Genomic DNA, 26,242 nt, shown 5'->3' on the forward strand with positions numbered 1-26,242 from the left:
ACTAAAATATGTGTGTGCCTGGTTTTGCGCTTCTGGCTTACTGCCCAGGATCATCTCAATCTCAGAACGCCTTGGGACAGGTGAACCCGGAAAGGGCAGGGAGCAGGAAGGGGTTGGTGCCGGACCCTGTCTGGATCGTGTAGGTGACGTCGCGCCCGCCGATCACGAAGCGGGCCTGCATGCTGCCCTCGTTGCCCGTGATAGCCGCCTTGCTCAGAAGCCGCGTCAAGGCCCACGGCCCTTCGAACGTGATGGCGGACTGGCGCCCTGGCATTTCTGGCGTCAGGCTGAGGCTCGCGGATGGGGTAGCCGTACCGGTCGGCCAAGTCACCGTGCTCGGCCCATTTCCGGTCTGATTGCTCTGAACGGTCTGGCCATCGACATCAAGTACGGCCATGTCGGCATCGCCATGCAGCGAGAAGGGTGTAAAGGTGACGCTGACGGAGGGTACTGAAGCGCCCGATGGAAAAAAGGCAATGCGGATTTCCGCAGCCAACTGGAAGTCCTTCAAGGTCGATTTCGACAAGTTGCGTCCAAAGCGCGTATCCTGTTTCCAACGCCAGTCCTGGCCGGTCATGTCGATCAGCGAGGCCAGATTTTGTGCAAAGAACCGGTCCATCAGTCCGCCTGGGGCGAACAGCTTCGCGAAATCGGCCATGGCGACGTCCTCGGTGCTGCTCCCGTCGAAGGGGTAACGGCCGTTGATCGCTGCCTCGCAGGGGGCTGTGACCGTCTGGTCGAGTATCTGGTTCAAGTTTGTCACCGAGGTTTCGGCGACGTTACCTTCGAACTCATCTGCCGTCGTGTTGACCATCCGGCCGAGTTGCTTGGGCAGACGCGAGACATTGGCGCGAAGGGTGGCAATCTGTAGCTGCAGATTACCGTTGAGCCGCTCCACCTGCGAAGGAACTTCGGTGGCCAGTCGCAGGCTTTGATAGATGTCGCTGAAGTTCTGGGTTAGTGCGTCGATCGGGCGATGTCCGGCGGGCCCGTTCACCAGGACCTGGAATGATTTGAATCGCGCTTCAATGTTCGCGCCCGGATTCAAGTTCTGTACGTCAGCGGGCTGTGCGCCGGCGCGGATTTGCGATTTGCCGTTGGCTATGTGTATGCCGATACGGGCTAAGCCCTTGGCTAATTCTGCGGCGCTGCGTTGCTGGTTTTGAGCCGCGGATTCTGTCTCGGCGCCAGGACCGTCACCTGGGTCCCGTGTCAGCGCCGTCTCGTTGGCGATCGCCGAAAACAGCCGCTTTATCGGCGAACTGGGGGAGGCAGCGGCTGAAAGCGCGGTATAGTGCGGCTTGTCTGTCAGCATCGCCTTGAATTTCAACTGGTCGAGAACGCTGTTCCACGCCGCGGCGAACGCCTTGCCGTAGCGATCGAGAAGTTCCGGGCCGAGCCTGAGCAATTGCTGATCGATGTCGCCTTGCTCTCCGCCACCACCGAGAACCCACTGCTCGTCGACGAGCATCTGCGCAATGCGCGAGAGTTGGGCAAGGTAGAACCTGTTGAAGCCGGAACTGGTGTAGAGACCGGGAACACGAAGGTCCGCCAGCTCGCTGCCATCGATACGTTCGAACAGCAGTTGGGCTTCGGGACCACCTTGCTGGGAAACGGAGAAGTCATCCAGCGCCGCCGCGTAGATCGCCGACTTGATCAAAGCGGTCGCTCGATCGGCAAGGCTCATGCGCTCGAGAGAGCGTTGTGCGGCTTCAACAAGGGGCTGGTTCAGTTCGAAAACGGGGTCATAGGCGTCGTCCAAGGCGAGCATGGCGCGCAGGTGCTTTTCGAGGTGCGCTCGTCCCTCGCGGTTGTTTTCGCCCGGGTATCGGTTCTGTTCCCAATCTTGCTTCATCCAGGAAACGATCAGCGCGTCATCGACCTTCGGCGCCTTGCCACCAAGCATGAGGTAGATTTTCAACGGCTCGTAGAGTGCGGCGGGATCGCCCATCTTGGCTTGGATCGTTCGCTCGGCCTGGATCAGCAGGCGCGAGCGCAACATGCGTTCCAGGCCTTTCCGATAAGCGGTCCGGGACGCGGAAAGAAGTCTTTCCCGCTGACTGAGGCCGAACGTCTCCCCGATCGGTGTCGCTAGCTCAGCGGCTTCGAACCCGGCCGGCAGGTCGCGCAACTGGTCGAGCGGGCCGATGACGTTTTCAAGGTCCACATCGGTAACTGTGGCCGCCTTGAGCAGCGTTTCCGCCGTCGCGCGATACTGGCCCATAGCAACCGTTGCGGACGCGATCAGCGAGCGGTTGGCCGCGAAGCTCAGAGCGAGCGTACCGAGTGCGGCAGCAGCGATCAGCGCTATCGTACCGAGGCCGCCAAATCTGGCCACCGCCGCCCGCCTCGCAGCTGATTTGTCATACGAAACCCATCCCGATTCGGCAAAAATGACGTCCGTCAGCAGATCATGCAAAAAGAAGCTTTTGCCGGTTCCGGAAAGGTGCGGGCGGGAATTGCCCCCGAAATTGCGGCCGATTGCGCCCAGCACCTGATCGATGGGCGTTCCCTCTTGCGTGCCTGACGAAAAATAGAGTCCACGCAGGCTGGCTTTCACCTGGCTGCGGGACGGGTCGAATAGACCGGCGACAAAACTGGTAATGCGAGCCCTCAGCGCGCCGAACTGAGCCGGAAAGCCGAAGATGGAGATGCGCGTGACCGGATCAGCCTCTTCCTGGAGGCGGTCGGCCATCTCGTCCGCCAGTCGTTCCGCCAGCCCATCGAGTTCGGCAGGAGCCGCGGCGGCCATGTTCCTATCGCGCTCCCCCGTCTGGAATGTCGTGCCCCATACCTTGCGTCTGCGCGCCTCGTCGAAACCGCCGAAATAATCCGTGAACCCTGAAACCAGATCGGCCTTGGTGAAAAGCAGATAGACGGGAAACTGGATCTTCAGCGTCTCGTGAATTTCTCTCAGGCGGCTGCGTATCTCGACGATGTGGGCATCAAGCTGCTGATCATCGAAGCTCATCACATCGGCAAGGCTGATGGCCAGGATGACGCCGTTTATCGGTTGTCTGGTGCGGTACCTCTTGAGCAGTGACAGGAATGCGAGCCAGCTCTTCTTGTCAATCTCGGGATTGGAGTCCTGCGTCGTATAACGACCTGCGGTGTCGATCAGCACGGCCTGATCGGTAAACCACCAGTCGCAGGCACGTGTTCCGCCAACACCGGCCACCGGTTGGGCGTCCCCCGAACCGGCAAGCGGAAAATTCAGGCCTGAATTGACCAGAGCGGTCGTCTTGCCGGCACCCGGCGGGCCGATGACAACGTACCAGGGGATCTCATAGAGAAAGTTGCGCTTGCCGCTCGACCGTTTGAGCGCCGCCACGGCCTCATTCATCCGCGCTTCGAGCACCCGAGAATCGTCATCGCGGTCGGCATTGTGCGCAACGACGGCTTCGAGCGCTTTTTGCGCCTTCCTCGCTTTCCAGAAACGCAGCGCGTAAAAAAGCGCCAGCAGCGCGAGGATCACACCAATGATCGTCGCGCGCAGCCACCCAGGTCCGAGCGGCCGGATGTCGGCGAAGCGGATCAATGGCCCGGCAAACCACACTGCCGCGACGAAGCCGACCAGCGCGATCACGCTGAATATCCGCAACAGCCAACGCGTCATGGGTGGTTCCAGCGGGCCGTGCTCACAGTGTTTCCTCCCTGGGGATCATCACATCGACACGGCGGTTCTTGGCGCGGCCATCCGGTGTCGCATTGTCGGCGATCGGCTCGTCCTCGCCCTTACCCTCGACCGTCAGTCGCGAGGGATCGGTGAATTTCACTGCCATCAACACTTCGACTGCCTTCGCCCGGGCGACGGAAAGGTCGAAGTTGGATTTGAACGCGCTCGACTTTCGTGGTTTCACATTGTCCGTGTGGCCGACGATCCGGATTGGTCCAGGCTCGTGTTCCAGAGCCGCGGCGATGTCGGTGGCAATGGGCTGGAATTCCGGCCTCGCCTCGGCCCTGCCGGACTGAAACAGCAGGAGATTGTTGATCTCCACGACGATGAAGTCGCCCTTGGTGCCGATGGTCAGCCCGCCGCCTTCGAGATCCTTGGCCAATGCCGCACGAATACGATCAATCTGCGCGGTGGCCGCTGGTGGGGTGACTTTCGCCGGCTCAGCCAACGGCGCCACGCTGGCGCGTTCTATGACGACTGGTGTTGATGGGTCGAGCGCCAGTAATTCACCCGCGACCGCCTCGCCTTCATTGGTGATGAAGACCCGCAATGCGAAGAACGCCGCTGTCAGCAACGCGGTCGCCGCTGCCGCGACGACCCAAAGCGGCAGGCGGGCGGAGGACTGCGCCATCGTCGCCGCTAGGCCCTGCCAATGCGGCGAGATGTCTCCACCGGAACGCGGCCTGAAATAGCGAAGCGTCTCGTAAACGTCGCGACGAACGCGTTCGAGATTGTTGTCTTGTCGCGTCACGCCTCGATACTGGCCTTCGAAACCCAGCGACAGGCAGGCATGCATCAGTTCGAGCAGATCGTAGTGTTTTTCGGGACTGGCCAGGATCTTGTTCAGCGCTTCGTAGAAGCCGGTGCCGGTGGGCTCGAGGTGAAAGAATTGCCGCAGCATCCCGTGTGGCGCCCAGGCGTCATTCCTGGGCCAGGGCAGGTTACCGATGAGATCGTCGGCGGTTTCGCAGAGGGCGAATTTCGCAATCCGGGCATCCTCTTCGGCAACGCCTGACTTCTCAACTATCCGGTCGAATTTCTCAATCGCCTCGGTGATATGTTGCGCCAATGGCGCCGCCTGTCTTTCAACGGGCAAGAGCCTGAGCTGTCCGAGCAGCATCAGCAAAGGTGCCGCCGCGGCGAGAATGGGGTTTGCCGCGGCGTATTTGATGCCGCTCCCGGCGTTGAATAGGCTTTCCTGCTCGATGCCTGTCCTCGGCGCAGTCCCAGCAGAGCCTGTCGGCGCACCAACATCGCCGGGGCCACCTTGATAAATCATGGTTCCGGATGCCCAGCCTGGCGACCGCCCGCCGCCTGGATCGAACACCGTCGAATCCTTGATTGGAGAGGACTGGCCTCTGTCCGCGACGGGCAGCTCGGGAATTAGCGTCGATTTTTGCTTGCTCCGCGGATTTGCGCGAATGACCGTCTTGCCCGCCGGGCCGAAGGGGTCGTCCTTCGAACTCATCGCAGATCGTCCGTGCAGGCGGGGCGCCGGCGATGGGGTGAGATGGGCGCAGAACGGTTTCCGGCCAGGTAAAGGAAAGGCAGCCGCTGCCGGCCGTGGCAATGGCTAGAAGATGCTATCACGCAGTGACATGACATTTGCCGCAGACCCTCAGCTCAATGAGTCTTACCCGCTTGGCGAACTGTCTTATGCGATCGTAATCTCAGAAATCGTCGATTGGAACCGGACGCCGGGCGTCAGCGAGACTTTTCTTCGCCGACTGCCGTGCCATGCATTTTTGGCCATATGCTTTTTGGCCATACGTTTCCCGGGGCCGTGCCTTCCTGGGACCTCCTATTTCTGCTTGCCGGCCTTGGCGTAGGCCTCGCTGAAATAGGCCAGGAATATATCAAGCATGCCGTTTTCATGTGCCTCCTCCATGGTCCGCCATGTCGCGACATAGACGTCCCAGGCTTGGCTCTTCTTCTTCGTAAACGAGGTAGGCGGGAGTTTCCTGCCGATCGCCTCGGGCGACAGGTCGTCAAGCAGCCGGGAGAGCGCGGTTTGCATCGCGGTATAAGTGGCAAACTCGTGAGTCTTGAGATCGCGGAATGCATCTTCGATGCTGCGCCTGGCATCAAGATAGCCGGTCCTGCGCCGGGCGAACATGATTTCCAGGATGTCGTCGGTTCCTGGAACGAACTTCATCGGATTGTTGTCGGCGGCGCTGATCATCGTTCGCTGTGTGCTTTTGGCCAACATTTTCGCGGCCGCGCGTGCTTTCAGCAGCAGGGTCAGCTCCTCGACCACGTCCCGCAAGACCGCGCCGATTTCGGCGGCAACTTCATGGGGGTCGCGCGATTGAAGCAATTCCGGCGAAATGCCGGCTGCGATCGCGATCTCCCGCAGCACCTCGTCCCTGGTTGAGGGAAGGGCAGGCGACGAGAATGTCGGCGCGGAACTGCGCTGTGCGGACCGTTGCTGCGCGGGCTCGAAGAAAGGCCCATCTCCGAATTCCAGCGGCCGGCCTGTCGCGACCGGCGTTTCCCGCTGTGTCGAATCGCGGCTGGGGTGGTCTGCCGTGGCGCGCTCTTCTTCGACCGATACCAAGACGACATAGCGGCCGATCAGCATCCGGTCGCCATCGACCAGCCGATGCGGGCCGCTCATGCGCTGGCTCGATCCATTGATGAAGGTCCCGTTGCGCGAGATGTCGTACAGCCAGAACGCGCCCGCCTCGTATCGAACCTCGCAGTGCCGACCCGAGATGAACTTGTCGGGGTCGGGCAAGGTCCAGTCACAAGCATCGCGCCCGATTTCGAAGCCGCTATCACGCGCCACGTAGCTGGTCGAGGTGCCAGCGAGCAGGGCGTCGACATTGTTGATCCGCAGACTGATGTACATCCAAGATCGCCGTCGATCGTTGATCGATACTCCAACATTCTAGCAGCTTGCAGGCAAAACAGGACAGCGGCGTTTCAAGCCGACGAGTCGACGGATAAGATTCTGTCGCCCGCCTGTCCTCTTTGGTCAGCGGGAAAACATGTGGTAGGCTAAACATGGCCTGGCGTGGCGGATTTGGAAAGTTCCTGAACGTAACACCGCTAATGACACCGTTGATATAGCGGGAACTTCAAATCCATCACATTGGCGGCCGCGTCCAGGAGGGGGCTCGACCCATGCCGAATGAACGTGCCACCGTTGTCCGCACACCGGTTGGCTCCGATTTGCTGACCTTCACGCATCTTGTCGGACGCGATGAGATCAGCCGTTGCTTTGCCTACACGGTCGGGTTCGTGAGCACAGACTCCGATATCGACCCGTTGAAGATGCTGGGCGGGCCTGTCTCGATCGAAGGTGAATCCGATCCAAAGCGCTGGCTCAGTGGAATCGTATCGGAGTTTCGGCTCACCCGCATGGAGGACCGGCTAGCCTACTACGAGGCCGTCATGAGGCCGTGGCTCTGGTTTCTCGGCAACACCACAGATTGCTATATTTTCCAGAACAAGAGCGTCGTCGACATCGTCAAGGATGTCTTCAAGAAATACGGTATTTCCGAATTCGATCTACGCCTGCAAGGGTCCTATCCGGCGCGTGAATACTGCGTGCAATACGACGAGACCGATCTGGACTTTGTGCAGCGGCTGCTGGAGCACGAAGGTATCTTCTATTTCTTCGAGCACGATGACGGCAAGCATACGCTTGTCCTGGCCGATGCGATGAGCAAGCTGAAGCCTGCGCCGGGCTACGAGAAAGTGCTCTATAACTTTGAAGGTCAGGGCTCCCGGCGCGACGTCGAATACATCACCGAATGGATACCGGGCAGCTCGGTGCGCCCAGGCGCCTATGCCCACACCGATTATGATTTCAAGAAGCCGGGCGCCGACCTCATGGCCAAGTCGGCCCAGCCGTTCAGTCACAAACTGTCCGCGGGTGAGAACTACCGCCAGCCGGGCGCGCATCTCGAAGTAAGCCGGGGCGACAGCCTGGCTTCGATCCGGCGCGAGGAGATCCAGGCCTTGCACCAGCGCATCGCCGCGGCCGGCACCGTGCGCGGCTTGTATTCCGGCTGCACGTTCAAGCTGGACGGTTTTCCGCGCGAAGACCAGAACCAGGAATATCTGGTGGTCAGCGCCGAATACAGGCTGTTTGATCCCGGCTATAGAGCCCAGGCCGACGTCGAAAGCGAGAGTTTCAAAGTGGTCCTCGGTGTGGCGCCGACAGCCTTGCCCTATCGCCCGCCGCGGACCACGCCACGACCGATCATGCGCGGCCCGCAGACGGCGACGGTGGTCGGTCCATCCGGCGAGGAGATATTCACCGACAAATATGCGCGGGTGAAGGTCCAGTTTCATTGGGACCGCGTCGGCAAGAAGGACCAGAACAGTTCCTGTTTCGTACGGGTGTCGCAGAGCTGGGCCGGCAGTGGCTGGGGGTTCATCCAGATACCGCGCATCGGCCAGGAGGTCATCGTCGACTTCATCGAAGGCGACCCGGACCTGCCGATCATCACCGGCCGGGTCTACAATGCCTCGCAGATGCCGCCCTACGGCCTGCCTGGCAACGCCACACAATCGGGCTGGAAGTCGGATTCTTCCAAAGGCGGTGGCGGCTACAACGAACTGATGTTCGAGGATAAGGCCGGCTCCGAACTGGTCAATTTCCAGGCGCAGAAGGATCACAACCTTCTGATCAAGCATGACCGCACAAAGCTGGTCCAGCACGATCAGTCCGACCGCATTGACCACGACGCCAAACACTCCGTCGGCCACAACCTCGACGAGGACGTCGGCAACAACAAGACGGTCAAGATCGGCGTCGACCAGACCACCAACATCGGCTCGAACGACACCGAGACAGTGGGCGCCAACCGCTCGCTGACAGTCATGGCCAACGAGACCATTCATGTCGTGTCGAACTCGACGGAAAACATCGACGCCAATCATTCTCAGACAGTGGGGATTGTACAGACGATTACGGTGAAGGCGGCGCGTTTCGACACCGTCGGCGCCGCGGAGACCCGTAGCGTCGGCGGTTTTCAGATCAACAGCATCGGCGCGACCCGTTCTGTCAGCGTGGTGCTGGGGCAGAGCCACGACATCGGGGCTTCCGACAGTTGGACCATCAAATCCGACCAGACGGTGAAAATTAATGGAAATCAGACATTCAATGTAGACGGCGATCATGCTTCGACGATCGGCAAGGGACGGACCGCCAAGATCACCGCGGACGATGGCACCCAAATCGATGGGGCTCACGCGCTCAAAGTCGGCAAGAGCAGCGGCATCGACATTACCGAAGACAGTTCGATCAAGGTCGGCAAAAAGCTTGTGATTGATGCCGGCGACGAGATCACGCTGAAATGCGGCGATGCGACGATCAACATGAAGAAGGATGGCTCGATTTCTATTAAGGGCAAGGAAATCCGCATCCAGGGCAGCGGCGATGTCCAGGTCAAAGCTGACGGCGACGTCAAGATCAAGGGTAGCAATGTCTTCAACAACTGAACTAACTGGATGCAACGAATCGGTTGAAGGTATCGACGGGGTTGTCATCGGGCTGTTGATCGGCTTTGAGGAGGGTGCACCGCTAGTGGTGTTCGTAGGCAATCCCGGCGAGACGGCACTCAAGGCGCGCAGCCTGGCGAGACTTGACTCCTCGGCTGTGGGCGCGGAGGTAGCGCTGCTTTTCGAAGGTGGCGATCCGGGCCGCCCGCTCGTTATCGGACGCATTGTGGACCCAGCTCACACGCGCGAACAAGTGCAGGTGATCCGCGACGGTGAAACCGTAACGCTGACCGCCAAGGAACGCATCGAGCTGCGCTGCGGCCTGGCTTCCATCATTCTGGAGAAGAACGGCCGCATTTCGATCCGCGGCAGCCAGTTGAGCAGCCAGGCAAGCGGCGTCAATCGCGTGCGGGGCGCGGCTGTTCACCTCAACTGAGAAGTCCATGCAGCGGATTGCGACAATCCCGGCGATTATCGAGCAGCATGTCGAGGACGCCGCGTTCCTGTGGCACCGTCGTTCGCGCGAGATCGACGGCCCTATCATGGGCGCCTTCGACATCGGCCGCATCGACCAGCGGCTCGACGCTAATCTCGATGGGCTCTTCGCGGCAGGCCAGACGGCTTGGGACCTGGCGTCGGCGCGCTTCGCCGACTACCAGGAGCCGCCCGAACTGTTTCTGCTTGGGGCCCTAGCGTTTGAATGGCAATCCGCGTCAGCGATCAAGTTCGCGTTGGAGAGCGCGGGCCGGCTCGGGAAGTCCGGACTGTCAGCGCTGTCTGGCTCTGTTGCCCGCAGTTCGCCGGGTAAGTTGAAGCCCTTCGTGGCGCGCTGGCTAGATTCGACGGTCGCAATGGAGCGTGCGTTGGGAGTCGGCGCGCTCCACCACCATGGGGGCAATCCAGGGCCCAGGCTGACGGGATTGCTCTCTGATGGCGACGCTGAGGTACGCCGCAGAGCGCTCAAGCTCGCAGGAGCGCTGCGGCGTAGAGATGTGATCGCCAAGGTTTGGGTATGCCTGGAGGCACCCAGCGCGGAGGAGCGGCTGGAGGCGGCAGTGGCGGCCTGTCTGCTGGGGGAGGCGCCGCGGGTCCATCCCATGCTCGACAAGATGGTGGCTCGTAACCCGGAGCTTGCGGGAGCCGTATTCGAAATTCGGTTGCTCACCACGCCGTCGACTGCGGCGCGGACGTGGTGGGAGCATTTCGTATCCACCGCCGCAACGCGCGAGGCGGCTGTCGCGGCGAGCGGACTGGCGGGTGACATGGCGATTATGCCTTGGTTGATCGAGAGGATGCGGTCGCCGGAACTCGCTTATGCGGCGGGGCTCGCGCTGCGCGACCTGATTGAGATTGACTTTAATGACACCGACGTGTTCGTCACGGACCCAGCCAAACTCGGGCCGAAGTTCGAGATTATAGAGGCGACGCCGCTACCTTGCGCTTCGCGGGTACAGACTTGGTGGGACAATGGGAGGGGGCCAGCGAAGTTCGGCAAATTCCAATCGATGCGACGGCTGAGACTGGACGCTATGAGGGGCGCGCTCGCCAACGCGGAGATCGCCCTGACCAACTGGAGGCGTTCACGCTCAATTCCGGCGTGGATGTGAAGACTCCGTCCACGACGCAAAGACACGCGGTTAAGCTCTGATGACCTCACTCACAAGCGCAGCGGCGCGCATCCCGGCTTCCGATCTGGCTTCGCACATAGCGACGCGGCCCGGCGCATAGCCTTTGGTGAAGCTGTCGGCGGCAATAAGCAGTGTGAGTGCGCCGGCACCGGCACCGATGTCGCCCACCGTCATCGCGGGAAGAGCCATTGGAAGGATCTCGCGGCGCGTCCGGTAAAAGCGGGAGCGGCCGATTAGTCCCTCCCAGGCACTATAACGCTCGCCGTTGTCGTTGCTAACAATGAACTTGATGCCAGACTCAGTGGCGCCTTCACCCTCAATCGCCGCACGGCAGGCAGCGACCAATGCTCTGCCCTGACTGTAGTTTTCCGCTAGCACGGAGTTTTCCTCCAATGCAACGCCGACGCCGTGAATGGTGCATTGCGTCTGCACGTCGGGGCTTGGCGCGCGGCGCAGGCAGACGACGACGGCGCCTTCGCCTGGCACAAGGCCTTGCGCGTTGTCCTCCGCTTTCAGGCGGTTGGCCGCCTTCAGGCGAGCGAGGTCCTTGTCGTTCACCAGGCTGTCGACGCCACCCAGCAGCACTTGTTCGACTCCTGGCGTGACGAGCAGGTTAGCCGCCCGATCCAGCAGCCCTATGCACGCTGCCGCGCCTCCGTCGACAATGCGCGAGGTGGCATGGAAGGTTTCGCCCAGCGCGTCCTGCAGGCCGGTCAGGAACTCCGTGGCCGGGGTCTCCGCGAAGGCGGGGTGCTCGCGAAAAGCCTCGGGCGCTACCAAGAGCAGCGCACTTGCGCTGGCGGCAAGGCCGCCTGTCTCCAGCGCCTCAGCGACCGCTCGTGTGGCCATGCTGGTGAGCCAGACTTTCTCCGTGTGGCGCAGCGAATAGTGCGATGGAATGCGGGAGACGGTCTGTTCCGCGCCGAAGGGATCCGTGAGGGTACGCTGCTCGAAGGCGGAGAGGCTGGCCCGGATTGCCGCCAGTGTCTGGCGTGCATTGAGGCCGGCTGGCGTCACGGCACCGCCACCCACGACGTAGATCGGCGCCCTTAGGCTAGCCATGTCGCCCTCTCTGCAATGACGCCGCTGCCGCCGCGCGGGTTCAGATAGACCTTGCGTTTGCGCCGCGCGAGGAGGAAGGCCGGCGTCACATGGCCGAAAACGATCTCCCTGAGCGCTGGCGTGTTGCGCCTGGTCACTAGGAACAAACGCGATTTCAGCGTGAGGCGGCGCAAATCCGGCTCAATGACGACGGTGTCAATGTGGAACGGATGATCCTCCGCGCGGTCATCGTAAAGAAGGCGGATCGGAGCCACGACACGCGGTATGCGAAAGTTCCAGCGGCCCTCCGGCGTCATGCCGATGACGCTGACTCCCTCGCCTTCGTTCAGCCGCTGCAACTGCTGGTCGGCGGGCGCACAGAGATTGTGACGCGGATCAAAATCCCTTGGCGGAAGAGGCCACTGATTGTCGATCCACGCCTGATCGTAAGTACCTGCAAACTGTAGCCTCGGATGCCAGCCACGGCCGACCACCCCAAACCCAGCCGGGCTTGGCCGATCGGATGGGCTAAGGAACCGCTCACTCGCATAGGTGACGTTGGGTGCATGCGTCTTCACGGCCTTGTCCGCGGAGCGGGCATGATGGTAGCCGACGCCAAGCGGGTTGCGGGTGTCGGTCTTGCCGTTGTCATCGGTCCCCCCATACGCGCGTTCGTAGATTATCGGCATCTTGGCGAAGGGATGTGGTTGACTATAGCCGCCCGCGTCATACAGGCGATCGCCAGTCACGTTGAGCACCTTGCGGATATTGGCGAACCTCAACCCGACCTGCATTTCATGGACGCGCCCATCGCGCGGCGCATGTGCCTGGCCATTCAAGATCACGTCGACCCCCGGCTTCGTCCACGCGATTTCCCCCTCATAGCGGGTTGACGAATAGGCAGGATCCCCGAACGGCACGTCGCCAAAGCTTACCGGCAATTGCTCCGATGCCGGCTGAAACTGCGTCGCGTTTTTTAGCATATCAAAGCTGGCCGAGAAAACGGCGAGGAACACCTCATTGCCATCGGCATTCGTTTGCACAAACGTACCGGCAACGAACGGCGTGCGATTCTCGATCCAGACAGCGAATGTCATGGATCAGCACCAGGCCCCGTTCTCGTCCAGGCCGATCGGCCAATAAGGCATGCAGGCGATCAGCTTTGCTGGATTCGTCTCGCCAGCATCGATCAACCATTGCAGCAAAAAGGTCTCTGCCGCGACCCCTTCGGCTTCTCCGGCCTTGACATTCACCGTCACGCATTTCAGCCAGTAGCGACGCACGACCCAGACGACGTGTGGGTTGGAGGCCGCTCCAGCGACGCGAGCGTTGAAAGCTTCTTCCAGTGCCTTTTCGCGGCTACCGTGACGCTCTTCCTCCGAGACGATGATGCCTGCCCACCATGACGTGGCGATGTCGTAGGCGTCCTTAAGATCCGACAAATACTCGCCGAACAAGGTCTGATGCATGGTGCTTGCTTCGTCCAGCCCGCGGGCCACACGAATATCCCCAACTGGCGCGACATAACGCGGTTGCGTCAGCAAACGGCGCGTGCCGAGATCGTTGTCGTAAAGCGTAATCAGCGGAGCCATCAGACCACCTCGTCTTTCTCGTTGAGCGCGATCGGCAGAAAGCAGATGCCTTCCGTGACGTCGGTGAGATCAGGCGCGAATGACGGGAGATCGAAAAGAAGGACATCGGCGGGACGCACGAACCCAATTTCCTCACCCATGCTATCGATGCCCCATTTCTCAGCCGGCTCCTCTTCCGGCATTGATTGTTCGCGATTCATGTCGTCAATCTGGAGATAATATTTGCGGAAGATCCCCAGCACCCGCGGGTGCCCGGCCAGGCCGGTTGGCCAACGCTTCCAGACCACTTCGCCTTCATCGGCTTCCATCTTGTCCCACCATGCCTGCAGCGCGGGCAGCACCCGGCGAAGTTCTTCGATGTAGCGGTTACGAATATCGACAATGTCGGTCATTGTGGCGTCCCTTACAGAGCTGCTGCACTGCCGTTGAAGTTCTTCGCGTATTTACGGGCTTTCGAGCCTTGGCTGTTCGAACACTTATTGCAGTGAGGCATGACCGAATCAGCGGTGTCGAAGTGCTCCTGAAATTTTTCCAGTCCCATGTGACAACCACCCATGTGCCAAGCCAAGACCTGCGGCGGCTGATGGTCATGGGTCATGTACGGCTTGTCTTTCAACGGCTTGCCCGGCCCTGTCGGCTCTACCTTCCCGGGCTCTGAGGCTTTCCAAGTAGTGTTGCTCGTTCCACTGTCCTGCTTACACTGCCAACATTCCTGTCCGTTCACCTTGTCGCGCTGGGCAGCCGTTCGCTTTTCGGTCCGCTCAAACTTCGGATTTGGTGGGCATGGACCCAAAATGAAATTGTCCAATAGAAACGCGAGGAATTTGTTGAACGCAGCGACGTTGACGCAATTGGGCGGCGGGTCGCTCGCGGTGTTCTGGTCCATCATATCGCCATGACGGTCGACGCCCTTGCCTTCCGCCTTTACCGTGAAGGACCACAACTTGAAGACGCCCTTTCCCTTTATCTTGTGGGTCACGACCCCTGCGCCGAGGCCTTGCGTGGCGGGTTCGTCGCCGGTACTGGTCGAGATCTCCGATGCATTCTCGATAGCCGTCGGCTCGCCATCGATCTTGACACTCTTGGTGCCCTTAGTCAGATCCGACGACGACAGCATATTGACGTATGGTACCGGAACCGGGCCTGCGGGTGGGGATGGCGGCGAGAGACAGACATCGCCTGGTGCGATACCTTGGCCGTTGCTGCCCTTGTGAAAGAAGCCCATTTTCTCTGCGTAGACGCTGAGTGCCATGATCAGAATCCCCTCGGCATGGCACGCGCGGCGCGCATGGCCGGTAGGGCGTTGTTCGCGAGATCATGGATGTCGGCGAAGGCGAATTCTTGCACCTCCCAATCATCAGTCCAAAATGCAATGCGTTTGACCGTGGAGAACGAGGTGGGTGGATCGAGAGCCTGCAACGTTATGGCGACACGTTCCTGCTCCCAATAGTGCTCAACAGTCAACTTAGCGATCCGAGCCACACCCTCAAACCAAGGATCGGATGCATCGGGCGTCGCACCCAACCCCGTCACCACGAACGGATAGCGGCGGCCGATACGGTCCTGGCTCATGCGCCAGGCGCCAGCACAGGGTTGGTCGCCAAAGATCGCGTCCTGAACGACGAAGCGCCAGACTCGGTTGTCGAGGTCCTCACCTTCATCCGGCCGCGCGCGCAATTCCATCGACATCCAGCGGTCCCAGCGGTCGATAAAAGTCCGCGGCAGGTTCCAAGCGACGAAATCCCCCGTCGCCGGGATCTTGCCGTAGAAGCCGGGCGCGTTCATATCTGCGCGGGACATGTGAACTTCTTGAACATTTCGAGGTTGTAGGGGTTTTCGACGCTGGCGGCCTTGAGCTCGAAATCGGCGTACATGCCTTTCGTGCCCAGGCGCAGACTGTAGACATCCGAAAGCGAGGTTCCGGTGAATCGGCCGCTGCGCAACATCCTCAGCCATGCCCAGCTGCCGGTCTCGTTGAGCATGATTTCGGGCGATCCGTCGATCGGCTGGAAGGCGAGCGAAATGACCCCGGTGCCGTCCTTGCCGGGCCAGGTCATCGGTTGCGGCCGCGTTGCGTTGTTATAGTAGACGAGGCTCTGGCCATCGAGATTGAGCGTGACGCGCGTGAGGTTGGGAGACAGATCCTTCGGTTCGAGCGTGAAGCTCATCACCGGTCCGGCACCCCCGGGGAAAAGATCGTCGCGGATGTGCCTGGCCTGCTCGAACGCCGCCAGCGCCGAAGGGTCGAGGCCGAAATCGGCGCGCCACTTCCAAGGCTCGCCGGTCGTGTCGACATAATTGATCAGGTGGTCGTTGATGAAACCGTCGATCAGCCCGGCCGGCCCGAACAGGCGGGCGAAATCGTGCACGTTGACGTCGACCGCACTGGCTTCGCTGAAGGGATAGCGATTGTTCAGCGCCGCTTGGCAGAAAGGCAGTATGTCGGCCCGCCAGATGGCGTTGAGTTCCGAAGTGACCGCCTTTTGAGTCAAATTGCTGGTGTCGCCGGCTATCCCGCCCAACCAGCTGTTGATGGGATCGGGCAGGATCTGGGCCTGCCTTGCCACCGCGCCCGTCAGTTCGGCAAGGCCCCCCTGTTTCTTGATGGCGTCCTGTGGATTGGGGTTCGCGGTGACCGTTTGCAGGACGTTCGAAAGCGCGGTCAGTGCGACAACGGCAGCATCCAGCGCCGGTGGCTGGCCGTCGACCTCTGCGATGGTGCTCTTCAGCGGTTTGAAATGTTCGGCCACCAGATTGCCGGTCAGGTCCACCTCACTGGCGGATCCGGCGCGGGGAAGTAGTTTCGCACCCGACGTCGCCAGTTTGCCCAGCTTGCCCAGCTTGCCGAGCAGTTTCGAAGCGCCCTTGGCTGCCGCCTTGTCGTCGGCAGGCGCTTCGTCGGAACGGGTCAGTTCTGTCTCCTGAACGACCGCCGTAAGCAGCCGCTTCAGCGCTGAATCCGCACTTGAGAGGTCTTTCAGGTTTTCGCCGGCGACATTGAGATCGGTCAATGGTGCAAGCCTCATGTCGCGCAGGAAGCTATCCCATTGCGCGATGTAGTCGTCGTAGTAGAGCTTCAGAATATCCTCGGACAGCGCCGAGACGGATGTCTCGGCATTTTCCGAGCAACCGCCGGCGAAAACCGCACGATCGAGCGCCGCCTGGGCGGCGACATCGTCGATGCGGTCGAGAATGACGTCGTGAAAGCCGGAATAGGTGAAAGCGCCCGAAATGCCGACGCGTAATGTCTTGCCCGAACGCCGTGCAAACACCTTGCCGCCGTTTGGGCCGGCGAAATTGGCCGGTATCCACTCCTTCAGCCCGGCCACTGCCGGATCGGCCAACAACTGCTTGTAGCCACGCGCCGGCAACGAAATCGTGCAGACCGTTTTCAGAGCTTCGGCAACCAGGGCCTGGTCCGGCGCGACATAGCTTTCGTCGACCGTCATCCGGCGGATCGCGGCAAGCTGATGCTCTTCGGCGTCGGCTGTCGGAAATGGCGCCGCGGCCGCGAATTCGGGCAGACTGTTCACCCACCAGTTCTGGGCGTAGTCTGGATCCATCTGCGACAGGCCCGTCATCATGCGATAGGTCTTGAGCGCACCGAGCATGAAGTCGGGATCGCGGATCTGGCGCCACATCGTCGCCTCGAGCAGGGCCACCATCCGGGGCTCGAGCACGTTGCGGAGGGCGTGGTCATAAGTGTCGGCCTGTGCCCTGACCAGTTCCGCCGAGGCCGATGGGCCAAGCAGATCGTGGGCAGCGCCCGGCGGTGCTGTCCGGGCATTTGCGACCGCGTCCATCGCCTCGAGCGCGCCGTCCATGGCAGGCCGCTCCACCGATGCCGGGGTTGCGGCAGCGGAGGTCAGCGGCGTTTGCAGCGCTTCGAACTGGCCTGCCTGCGCCGAGATCGCATGGCGGTTGTCAAAATAGGACCAGGTGAACAGGCCGCCTGCCAGCAACGCCGCCGCAGCGCATGCGGCAGCGGCGCCGCGCCAGATCCAGGCTCGGCGGCGTTGCGCCAGTGGGTCAAATGTACCGAGGCCTGCTTCCTTGAAGATGACTTCAGTGAGGAGGTTCTTCAGGAAGAAGCTGCGTTTCTCGACCCGAGATGCGGGCAGGGCGCGCCGCGGTGGAAGACCGAAGGAGGAAGACAGCGCGGCGGTCAGCCGGTCGATAGGCGCCCCTTCCTGCGTCGCCGATGTCAGGTAGAGGCCGCGCAGCCAGGCAGCCTCCTCATACCGGCTTTCGCCGAACATGGCTTCGACCAGCACCTGAATCGGTTCGGACAAGCTTGTCAGTTGGGCGGGAAACCTGAAGATTTCGGCACGGGCGGCGAGTTTGTCCTCGTCCTCCAGGCGCGTCACCAGGCGCCGCTCGAGTTCGGTCGCCAGCGTCGCGATTTCTCGTTCGATGGTCTTGCCATCCACGCGCGCATCCAGCGCGAACGTCGTCCCCCACACCTGTTCGCGCGAGGCGGTCGACAGGCCGCCGAAGAAGGGCTCGAAGCCCTTGATCAGGTCGGCCTTGGTCAGCATCAGATAGACCGGCAGGCGGATTTCAAGCCGGTCGTTGAGCTCGGCCAACCGGCGGCGGATCTTGCGCCCGTGCGCCTTGATGGCCTCGTCGCCCTCGGAAAGGACGTCGATCGAAAGCGCGACGATCACGCCGTTCAGCGCACGGCGGCCGCGATGTTTCTTCAAGAGGTCGAGGAAACCGAGCCATTCGGCCGCGTCGACATCCGGCTGGCTCTCCTGCTGGACATAGCGGCCGGCGGTGTCGATTAGAACCGCGTTTTCGGAAAAGAACCAGTCACAGTTGCGCGTGCCACCGACCCCCTGCAAGTCGTCTGTGAGGTCGATCGGAAAATTCAGTCCGGACTGCCGCAAGGCGGTGGTCTTGCCGGTGGCCGGCGGCCCGACGATCACATACCAAGGCATCTCGCGCAGGAACTTGCGCCCGCCCAGCTTGCGGCGCCTCAGTTCGGTCATCACCTCGGCAAACTTGGCGCCCACGGCGGCGACGTTCTCTTCGCCTGGGCTGAGCGGCTTTTCCACCGCTGGCGCGGCAATCTCGGCGACGAACATGCGGTTGGCGCGGATCGCCCGGCGCTGGGCAACGATCAGCCAGACCAGCCAGAAGATGACCAGCAGCGCGATGATGACGATGCGCACATTTTCGGAGGCGAAGGGGTCGTAGGGACCGACCCTGACGATCGGACCGAAGATCCAGATAACCAGGGATAGCAGCGTCAGGCCGATCAGCGTCCACAGCCAGCGCGATGTCAGGACCGCCCAGAGGAAGCGCAGGATGAACATCTCACAGCCTCTTTTCGACGAGCACCTCGACGCGGCGATTCAAGGCTCGCCCCTCGCGCGTGCTGTCGCTGGCCACAGGATCGGTGGCAGCCCGGCCCTCCGAATGGACGCGATCCTGCGGCACTCCGTTTTGAACCAGCATGTCGGCAATCGTCCGGGCGCGAGCCTCGGATAGTCGCTGGTTGGTCGACAGCGGGTTGGTCTTTTGCAAAGGAACGCTGTCAGTATGGCCGACCACCGTGATGTTTCCGATCAGCTCCTGATTGGCGAGGATCACCTTGGCGATCGAACCGATCAAGGGTTCGAAACCATCGGTCAATTGTGGCCGCGATGACTGGAATAGTTCGGGGTTGGAGGCCTGGATGATCAGCTTGGCCAGTGAAACGCTCTCCGTGCCGCTGAGAGCAGATTTGAGCTCGGCCGGCGCCCCCGCCTGGAATTCCGGCAACAGCGCAAAATCCACTTTTTCCGGTGGCGGGGCGTCGACTTTGGGCGACGCGCGGGTGATGTCGCCGCGGGCAGGCGGTGGCAGGGCACGAACAAGTGCGGAAAGCTCGACCGCCTGGCTGCTCAGTCCCATCGACAGCCCGATATGGATCGCCGCGGCTGCAACCGCAGCACCGAGCGCCATGACCCAGATCGGCACGATGAAGCGCTGCGGCTGGTCGGAGGCGATGACACCTTTCCAGTTTGGCGCTAAAGGCGCGCCTTCGGCGTCGGCATTGCGCAGGAAGCGGGCCGCCGCCACGCGAACCGCATTGAGCGAGCGGTCGCCTGAGCGGCCGGGCACGCGATATTTGCCACGGAAGCCGAGCGCCAGGCAATGGTACTGCAGTTCGAGCAATTCTCGGTCCCGGTTAGGATGTCGTTCCAGTTCGTCGAGTCGCGTGAAGAATTGCGTGCCGGCATCGACATCGCCGCGCAGCATGACGACGAGCGGCTGCCGCGGCCAGGCGCTGGCCCCGCCCCAAGGCGTGTTCAGGGCCAGATCGTCGAGCAACGCAGCCACCACCCAGGCTGCCTGGTCGGCTCGCTCCATCGAGGACCCCGTCGACATAGCCGTGTCGCGTGCCCGAACCAGTTCTTCGAGCAAACGGGTGCGCAAGACTTCCGGATTGTCTGGCGGCATTGCGCTTTCGAGCTCGGGGGCGAACTCGAGCAAGGGCGCAAAGGCGTTGACAAGCGCGTTCGGGTGGGTGCGAGAGCGTTTTACCAGTGCGCCCGGCGAAAGTGGCGCCATGGGCCTTGGCATCGGCGCGCCGCTCAATCGTATGCGAGTGCGTTCGCGATCCTCCGACAGTCCGAAAGGATCATCGCGGCTCATGATCTCACCTGTTCACCGAATAGCAGTCCACCTGCGGCTCGCTTGGCAACACGCCCGAAACACCGATGACGAAGCCTGGTGCGTCGAGCAGCGAGGCCCAGTGTTCGCTTTTCTGATCCAATTCGAGGCACAGTCGATCGCCGTCGTAAGGGATTTCGCGTGGCTGGGAATGAAGCGGTTTTAGCGGAATGCCGGGCAAGCGCGATTTCCACAGGCCCTCGAACTCGTCGGCCGAGCCGACGGTCGCCTGATTGACGAAGATCTTGCGCAGGGCATCCTCCGACAGCTCCGAGCCGACCCGGATGACGATGCGGCTGGCCACCAGCAGCTTTGGGTTGTCGATGCGAATTTTCCAGACATTGGTCGAGTGCCGCATGACAGGCAGCGCACGCGATTTCGGCTCGATGTAACGAAGGCTGAGAATGAGCGAGCGCAGCGCGTCCGCCAGCGCCGAATAGGCAGGGCCGGGCGCCATGTGATCGTAAGCGGGCAACTCGCCCAGCCGCCGCGCGCTCGATCCGTAAGTTGCCATCGAACCGGCGAGCCCGGCGAGTTCCAGGTAAAGCTCGGCCGGATGGAAGACATCCTGCGCCAGCATGTGAGCCAGACGCGGACGCGCCGCATTGGCGAGATTGAGCATCAACAGATCTTCGACGCTGCGCCCAGGCCCGCCCATGACCATCTTGCCATGCGCCTCGGCGATCTGGTCGAGGCCGGTGACAACTTCCAGAAGCAATTGCCGATACCAGGCCACCGCGCCGGTAACCAGTGCCGGTGGCAGGAAGCTCTCGTCCAGAGAGACGCCGCCATCGGCTCGAACTCCGTTGAGGTCGGCTATCGGCAAGGCGGTGTAGCCACCAACCGACTTGCCAGGTGCAAGCAGCAGCGCCTGCGGACGGGCGATTTCTATTTCTTCAGGATCCGAACCGCCCTGGACAGCGTCGCGCACCGAAACGATCCGCCCGTGATATCGCGCTCCAGAGGCGGCGGCGTGTGCCGGATCGAAGCCGACACCACCGGGAGGCTCCAGCGGCAAGGCGACCAGCACCGGCCCTGCGCTCGTCTCGGGGGTGACCGGCAGCGGTCGCGGCGCGTCCATCCAATCCGGAATGGAAAAAGGTGTCCCATCCGGGAAGATGCCCCGGGCCGACAGGATCGCGACCTGGCCGGATTCCAGCAATGCCTGGTCCAGCGTCAGCTGTCGAAAGCCGAACGTATGCAGTTGTCCGGCCTGCAACGCGCCGCGCACCGTCGCCTCGAAGAAACGATCCTGCTGCTGGAAATGCTGGGTTCGCAGGAAAAGTCCTTCGGACCATAGCACCCTGTTTGCATCGCTCATGCCGCTACTCTCTGCATTGAGCTCCCTTACCTTGGCTGCTAGGCGGAGATGCCGCCGCTGCCCAACGTGACATTGATGGTGAACTTTGATCCCGGCGACACCGACTTGGTTGTCCGCCAGTTCCTGCCGCCAGGTTCGCGGATCAGTGCAACGAAGCCCAGAGCCGTCGCGTCCGGCTCGACAGTGATGGTCTTGGATGCGGATTTTCCGGGCCCGACGGCGATCTGGTCGGAACCGATAAGATCTCCTGCGAGTGCGCTGCCGGCATCCCCCTGCAGCGCAAAATAGTCGGCGGAATTGAATTTGCCGGTGCTTTTTAACCGCATCACGAGAACCGTCACCGGCCGGTCGCCGCCACCTGGCCCCGGATTCATGCCGGCCCCGCCGGTCACGTTGACGGTGATCACCGACGGCTTTGGCGGACCGCTCTGGCACGCTGCAACCAGCCCGGTCGCGCCCAGGGCAATCATCAATTCACGTCGGTCGATCATGGCTTACTCCTCCTCATATGCATCTCGAAAATCAGTGCCGATTTCGCCAAGGAAGCTTTTTTCCGCGCTTTCGGCGATTTCGCGATGGCGTTTTTGATAGAGCTCCCACAGCTTGGCGCCGCGCCCGCCCGAAAGCAGGGTGCCGATCGCCGAATTCGATTTCAGCTCGTCCTCGATCGCTGCGGGATCGAAACGATCGATCATCCGTCGCAAAGCGGCCTGTATGCCTCGCCAAGCGCGCACGTGATGTTGCGCGAGATCGCGAACTGCATCGGCGATGGCCGCCTCCCCGGCGAGAAATCCGGGGCTGCGCTCGGCGATCAGCGTCACGATGGCGTCGTCGACCGACGGCAGAAATTTGAGCGGATTGACTTCGGAGGCACCGACCATTGTCTGGGCGACGCGAGCATTTCCTTTCTCCTCGGCCCGCTTGCGCAGAAGCTGCATCAGCCCTTCCATCATCAGCCGGTATTCGCGGCCGAACTTCTCCATTTCCACGATGCTGTCGCGCCCGGGGAAATCGGCTTCCTCGACGCCCATGCCGCGCAAGAAGGCGGCGCGGAGCGCCATCTCGGCGGGCTGCGCGCTTGCCGGCGGGCGGGCAGGTTTGGAAGCAGCACCCATGCGCGCTGGAGGCAGGACATCGGCCGGTTGCGCGGGAATATCCCAGGGATTGGCGGATGGTGGCCGTTGGGCAATGCGCTCGCGCTGGCCGGTCGAGGCCGAGTTATTTGTCGAACTGGGCGAGGAGACCGGTCCGAAACCAAAATCATCGTTGAAGTCGGACAGCTTTCCCGCTGCGGATTCAGCTCCGTGGCTGGGAGGGGGGGGCCGGTCGAGGCTGAATGGATCCGCCCGGCTGCCCACCCCGCCCTGCTCGACATAAACGGCGGCGTTTTTCGACACCGGCGTTGAAACCGGATCGAGGCTGAACGGGTCGTCGAAAGCAGGCGAGTTGCGCTGGCCGGAAGACGCGCGCTCGAACGCCCCTGGGATCGGCTGCTCGAATGGGTTCGGCAGATCAGCAGGTCGAGGCCGTTGCGGCGCTTCTTCGACCTTGGCGGAAAAGAAGTCATCGCGGCCGATGCTTACCGGCGCCCGCGATGCCGCTGGCAGACGTTCTGGTACCGGCTGGATGACTGCGGGCGCTTGAGCGGCCGCGATCTGCAGGTCGACACAGACGACGTAATCGCCCAGCCTGAGCCGCATGCCGCTTTGAAGGCGTGCGGACTTGCCTGGACCAAGCGGGCTATCGGAATCGTTTATGAACAAACCGCTGCTCGATGTGTCGGTGACGAAATATCCATCTCGCCCGCCAGAGATTTTGCAGTGAGCGCGTGAAACGAACATGTCGGGATCATCGATCTGCCAGCCTGCATCGGCGCTGCGGCCGATCACCAGCTCACCTTCGTCCAGGCGAGTTTGCCGCACCGCCTGGGTGCGTGGCCCTTGCTCTAGCGTTAGCAGCAGACTCATGCCGCGCCCCCCGCCATTTCCGGCCGCCATCCGACGATTGTGCGCAGCCGCATATCATCAGCATCTCCCCTTTCAGCGGGTCGCGCAAGCCAGGCGGTTCGGCCGAGCTGCACCGCTCCAATACGGGGCGGCGGCACTGCCTCACGCGCAAGCACGATACGCAGATCGACATCGAGAGATTCTCCGACCATGTCGCGAACCGCGTGCTGGAACAGTTTGAGCCGCTGGCTGCCCGGCAGGAATGTCTTGAAATCATCATACTTCAAAGGGCCGACCCGCAGTTCGATCCTGCTTTGGCGGGTGAAAACGCGTGGGCCGATCGTCGCCCCCCGACCGAGCACAGCAAAGGATTTTGCGAGGCGGGTCTGGAGGCCTGCTGGTATGATTGTCCAGGCGGCGACGAATTCCTTGATCTTTACCGGCACCTTGAAGGCTTCCGCCAGGAACAGTGTCAGTCGTTCCGGGCCCTCGACCTGGCTGGCGAGCGAAGCCGCCTGGCGAAGCTTCACCATGTCGAGATCGATGTTTCGGGTGCCGGGAAGTCCGATACCGGCCATGGCCGCAAGCATGGCGCGAACCCGGCCACCGACCGCGCGTTCAACCTGAACGGCCGGATTCGCATCCGCCCACGCCCGATAGTAAAGGGCGATCATGCGGTGCTGCAGAATGTTGACGAAATCGACGAAAGTAGTGTCGCTGGTCAGCTGTGCGTTGGCCCCGGCGAACCACCGCTGCGACAGCCGGTCGAGCACCCAGCGCGTCAGATGCAGCGGCATTGGACCCTCGGGGCCCAAGAGACCCAGATTTGCAATCGTGACCCGGGCCGGCTTGCCGTTGTCGGCTTCGCGGAAATGGACCAGGTCCCTGGCCGAGAAGGCGAGGCGCACATGCTGGCCAAGCCTTGCCGGCTCACGGTCGGGACGGCCGGAATGGCCGAACACGGCATTTTGCTGTTCGAGACGGCGCAGCAATTCGAAAAAGTCGAACCCTTCGGACAGACCTTCAGCGGGGTTTGGGCTGGGCTTGTCTAGATCAGGGAGCGATTGCCGGGCGTCATCGGCCATGGCACATCCTCCTGCTTCTGCAGCAGCCGCGTGCGGGTCCGCACGAAACCGTTTATTCCGGCATATCGGGCGAACAGCCGCGCCAGCAAAGCCGAAAGCAGCAAAGTGCTTTGGCCAGCCAGGATGGATTCATCGACATGCAACGTAACCTCGGTGCCGCGTCCGAAGCACATCGGCCCCTCGATCTGAAGCCGCTCCACGACCGGCCGCGAGTCGATGCGGGCGATCGAATGTACATTGCGAGCCAGGCTGGGATCGCCTCGGTCGGCATAGATATCGAGAAGCGCATGCAACGGGTCGACGCCGCGGCCCTCCTTGGCAAGGCTGAGAAAGTTGAGCATGAGCTGTGCCACCAGCCGCCAGGCGAGATCGTCGGCGCGCGATTCACCCTCGGCCCCTGTGGGCAGTGCTGCGGGGATCGCCGGATGCGGTGGACGCAGGGCTCCAAGGAGCCTGACGATTTCGACCGGGTCGCCGGCCTCAAGCGTCAATGTGGGATTGTCATCGAGGATCGGCAGGTCACGATTGGTGCACAGTGCTACGACGTCGAGACGCTTCAGAGGTCGGTACGCCGGGCTAGCGAGCGGTCGCGATACGGCCAGGAAAACGTCGTCGCCGGTGTATGACGTGCGCGTTAGACCGTCGCGCCGTTCGTCTTCGGTCGCGCGCCGAGGGCGCCGCTCGGTTGAGTAGACCCACCCACTGCCGCTGTTCTGCCCCAGGCTGAACAGTTCCGGAATTTCGGCGTCGTTGCCTTCGGTGTCGGCGTCCTCAACACGAATGATCCGATAGATTTCAAAGTCGCGCGCCCGCGTGCGGTCTGCATGCAAAACCTGGCGTGTCTTACGCGCATCGATCTCGACGACGTTGCACTCACGTTCGAAAAGATTGATGATCGGCGTTGCGAAAAGTTCGAAGTCGGCCGATGTCAGATCGGCCAACTCTGGCACCGGACGCCTGAATTGGAAGACGATCTCAAGCCCTCCGTCGCATCGACGCACGACAGGCTGTAGCCCCGAAACCCGCACATAGTGGAAGCGCTCGGGCATTATGAAGTATTCTCGCAGGAGGCGATATCCTTCGAATGTCGGGCGGGTACGCGGCATCAAGGCTTCGTCGTCGCTGATGCCAACCATTTCGGGCGCTGGCAAGGGCGACAACGGGTTGGTCTTGCCCTCAGCGCGTGCGCCAACGGTTGAGCAAGTGCCGAAGATCGCGTCGAATAGCAGCGGCGCCTTGGTTCGCCCGGCAAAATAAATATCGAGCCGGTCGAGCGTCAATTCGTGGAGCTTGCCTTTTCCGGTCGGGGCCAGCGTGATGCGGAGCGCCGCCTCGCCGCGCACACCGCCGACCGTGGCCATCCCGGCCGCCGCCAACGCGCTGCGGTCCTGAAAATAGCTGACCGAAGTGATTGCTATCGGCCACAGGGTCGTCTCTTGCGCGGTCGAGAAAGTGCAGCGCGTCGAAAGGCCGGGCCGCAGGCTGGAAACCAGCCGGGTGTTGCGCCTGACGACGTGGCCGTCGAGCATGGTCTGGACCTGCTGGCCTGGTTTGAGCACCACCATCGCCGTTGCCGGCGCCGGGGTGACCAGATCGGGATAAAGAACGTCGAGCACACTGCGCGAAAATCGCGAACGCTCGGCGTCGACCTTTAGCCGGGTGCGCGCCGCGAGGAAAGCCACGCCATCCAGCAGCCGCTCAACATAGGGGTCCGGACAGGGGACCGTATCGAGGGAGAGGTTGCGCGCGACCGCTGGATGCATATCGGCAAATTCGGCCGCAAGGCCGCGGATGTGGGTCAACTCCTCCTCGTAATATTCGACGAAGACCCGATCCATC

19 protein-coding genes are annotated in these 26,242 nt (G+C 61.8%); 3 read left to right on the top strand and 16 right to left on the bottom strand.

The window, feature by feature from the left end; translation table 11 throughout:
• Nucleotides 1-61: 61 nt before the first annotated feature.
• From tssM (FJ940_RS12550) to tagH (FJ940_RS12560), 3 genes are all read right to left on the bottom strand, one after another.
• A complete protein-coding gene (gene tssM, locus FJ940_RS12550; RefSeq protein ID WP_140656718.1) occupies nucleotides 62-3,616 on the bottom strand; it encodes a type VI secretion system membrane subunit TssM in 3,555 nt (1,184 codons plus the stop codon).
• A gap of 22 nt (nucleotides 3,617-3,638) precedes the next feature.
• Complete coding sequence (gene tssL, locus FJ940_RS12555) at nucleotides 3,639-4,955, bottom strand: type VI secretion system protein TssL, long form (protein ID WP_246675711.1); 1,317 nt, start codon at nucleotides 4,953-4,955, stop codon at nucleotides 3,639-3,641.
• 522 nt (nucleotides 4,956-5,477) lie between these two features.
• Complete coding sequence (gene tagH, locus FJ940_RS12560; RefSeq protein ID WP_140498302.1) at nucleotides 5,478-6,527, bottom strand: type VI secretion system-associated FHA domain protein TagH; 1,050 nt, start codon at nucleotides 6,525-6,527, stop codon at nucleotides 5,478-5,480.
• A 275-nt stretch (nucleotides 6,528-6,802) separates the two neighbouring features.
• Here tagH (FJ940_RS12560) and tssI point away from each other — a divergent pair, with 275 nt between their 5' ends.
• From tssI to FJ940_RS12575, 3 genes are read left to right on the top strand one after another with little or no spacing between them, the layout of a single operon-like run.
• Nucleotides 6,803-9,130 carry a type VI secretion system tip protein TssI/VgrG gene (gene tssI / locus FJ940_RS12565; protein WP_140656719.1) on the top strand — a complete coding sequence of 776 codons (2,328 nt, stop codon included), beginning with the start codon at nucleotides 6,803-6,805 and terminating at the stop codon, nucleotides 9,128-9,130.
• Nucleotides 9,114-9,566 (top strand): DUF6484 domain-containing protein, encoded by a 453-nt coding sequence (locus FJ940_RS12570; protein ID WP_140524755.1) that lies wholly within the window; start codon nucleotides 9,114-9,116, stop codon nucleotides 9,564-9,566. Before tssI ends, FJ940_RS12570 begins: the two co-directional genes overlap by 17 nt.
• A 7-nt stretch (nucleotides 9,567-9,573) precedes the next feature.
• The gene (locus FJ940_RS12575; protein ID WP_140524754.1) at nucleotides 9,574-10,737 is read left to right on the top strand and encodes a hypothetical protein; all 1,164 of its coding nucleotides are present in this window, start codon (nucleotides 9,574-9,576) and stop codon (nucleotides 10,735-10,737) included.
• Nucleotides 10,738-10,767: 30 nt separating this feature from the next.
• On the opposite strand, the gene FJ940_RS12580 is transcribed toward FJ940_RS12575, so the two are convergent.
• From FJ940_RS12580 to tssF, 13 genes are read right to left on the bottom strand one after another with little or no spacing between them, the layout of a single operon-like run.
• On the bottom strand, nucleotides 10,768-11,775 hold the full coding sequence (locus tag FJ940_RS12580; protein WP_140524753.1) for a hypothetical protein: 1,008 nt from the start codon (nucleotides 11,773-11,775) through the stop codon (nucleotides 10,768-10,770).
• Nucleotides 11,776-11,807: 32 nt separating this feature from the next.
• The gene (locus tag FJ940_RS12585; RefSeq protein WP_140524752.1) at nucleotides 11,808-12,896 is read right to left on the bottom strand and encodes a DUF2169 domain-containing protein; all 1,089 of its coding nucleotides are present in this window, start codon (nucleotides 12,894-12,896) and stop codon (nucleotides 11,808-11,810) included.
• A gap of 3 nt (nucleotides 12,897-12,899) precedes the next feature.
• Entirely contained in the window at nucleotides 12,900-13,391 is a 492-nt protein-coding gene (locus FJ940_RS12590; protein WP_140524751.1) for a hypothetical protein, read from the bottom strand.
• Nucleotides 13,391-13,783 carry a hypothetical protein gene (locus FJ940_RS12595; protein WP_140524750.1) on the bottom strand — a complete coding sequence of 131 codons (393 nt, stop codon included), beginning with the start codon at nucleotides 13,781-13,783 and terminating at the stop codon, nucleotides 13,391-13,393. The genes FJ940_RS12590 and FJ940_RS12595 overlap by 1 nt, the downstream gene beginning before the upstream one ends.
• 11 nt (nucleotides 13,784-13,794) lie before the next feature.
• A complete protein-coding gene (locus FJ940_RS12600) occupies nucleotides 13,795-14,643 on the bottom strand; it encodes a DUF4150 domain-containing protein (RefSeq protein WP_140524749.1) in 849 nt (282 codons plus the stop codon).
• 2 nt (nucleotides 14,644-14,645) lie between these two features.
• The gene (gene tagF / locus FJ940_RS12605) at nucleotides 14,646-15,191 is read right to left on the bottom strand and encodes a type VI secretion system-associated protein TagF (RefSeq protein ID WP_140524748.1); all 546 of its coding nucleotides are present in this window, start codon (nucleotides 15,189-15,191) and stop codon (nucleotides 14,646-14,648) included.
• Nucleotides 15,173-18,709, bottom strand: a complete 3,537-nt coding sequence (gene tssM / locus FJ940_RS12610) for a type VI secretion system membrane subunit TssM (RefSeq protein ID WP_140632228.1) — start codon at nucleotides 18,707-18,709, stop codon at nucleotides 15,173-15,175. Before tssM (FJ940_RS12610) ends, tagF begins: the two co-directional genes overlap by 19 nt.
• A 1-nt stretch (nucleotide 18,710) precedes the next feature.
• The gene (gene icmH / locus FJ940_RS12615) at nucleotides 18,711-20,033 is read right to left on the bottom strand and encodes a type IVB secretion system protein IcmH/DotU (protein ID WP_140623892.1); all 1,323 of its coding nucleotides are present in this window, start codon (nucleotides 20,031-20,033) and stop codon (nucleotides 18,711-18,713) included.
• A gap of 4 nt (nucleotides 20,034-20,037) precedes the next feature.
• Nucleotides 20,038-21,372 carry a type VI secretion system baseplate subunit TssK gene (tssK, locus tag FJ940_RS12620; protein ID WP_140656720.1) on the bottom strand — a complete coding sequence of 445 codons (1,335 nt, stop codon included), beginning with the start codon at nucleotides 21,370-21,372 and terminating at the stop codon, nucleotides 20,038-20,040.
• 38 nt (nucleotides 21,373-21,410) lie between these two features.
• The gene (tssJ, locus tag FJ940_RS12625; protein ID WP_140498291.1) at nucleotides 21,411-21,863 is read right to left on the bottom strand and encodes a type VI secretion system lipoprotein TssJ; all 453 of its coding nucleotides are present in this window, start codon (nucleotides 21,861-21,863) and stop codon (nucleotides 21,411-21,413) included.
• Between the two features lie 3 nt (nucleotides 21,864-21,866).
• Nucleotides 21,867-23,339 carry a type VI secretion system-associated FHA domain protein TagH gene (gene tagH / locus FJ940_RS12630; protein ID WP_140515106.1) on the bottom strand — a complete coding sequence of 491 codons (1,473 nt, stop codon included), beginning with the start codon at nucleotides 23,337-23,339 and terminating at the stop codon, nucleotides 21,867-21,869.
• Nucleotides 23,336-24,403 carry a type VI secretion system baseplate subunit TssG gene (tssG, locus tag FJ940_RS12635; RefSeq protein ID WP_140557374.1) on the bottom strand — a complete coding sequence of 356 codons (1,068 nt, stop codon included), beginning with the start codon at nucleotides 24,401-24,403 and terminating at the stop codon, nucleotides 23,336-23,338. Before tssG ends, tagH (FJ940_RS12630) begins: the two co-directional genes overlap by 4 nt.
• On the bottom strand, nucleotides 24,367-26,241 hold the full coding sequence (tssF, locus tag FJ940_RS12640) for a type VI secretion system baseplate subunit TssF (protein ID WP_140656722.1): 1,875 nt from the start codon (nucleotides 26,239-26,241) through the stop codon (nucleotides 24,367-24,369). The genes tssG and tssF overlap by 37 nt, the downstream gene beginning before the upstream one ends.
• Nucleotide 26,242: the final 1 nt, after the last annotated feature.

This window comes from Mesorhizobium sp. B2-3-7 (assembly GCF_006442695.1).
GTDB lineage: Bacteria > Pseudomonadota > Alphaproteobacteria > Rhizobiales > Rhizobiaceae > Mesorhizobium.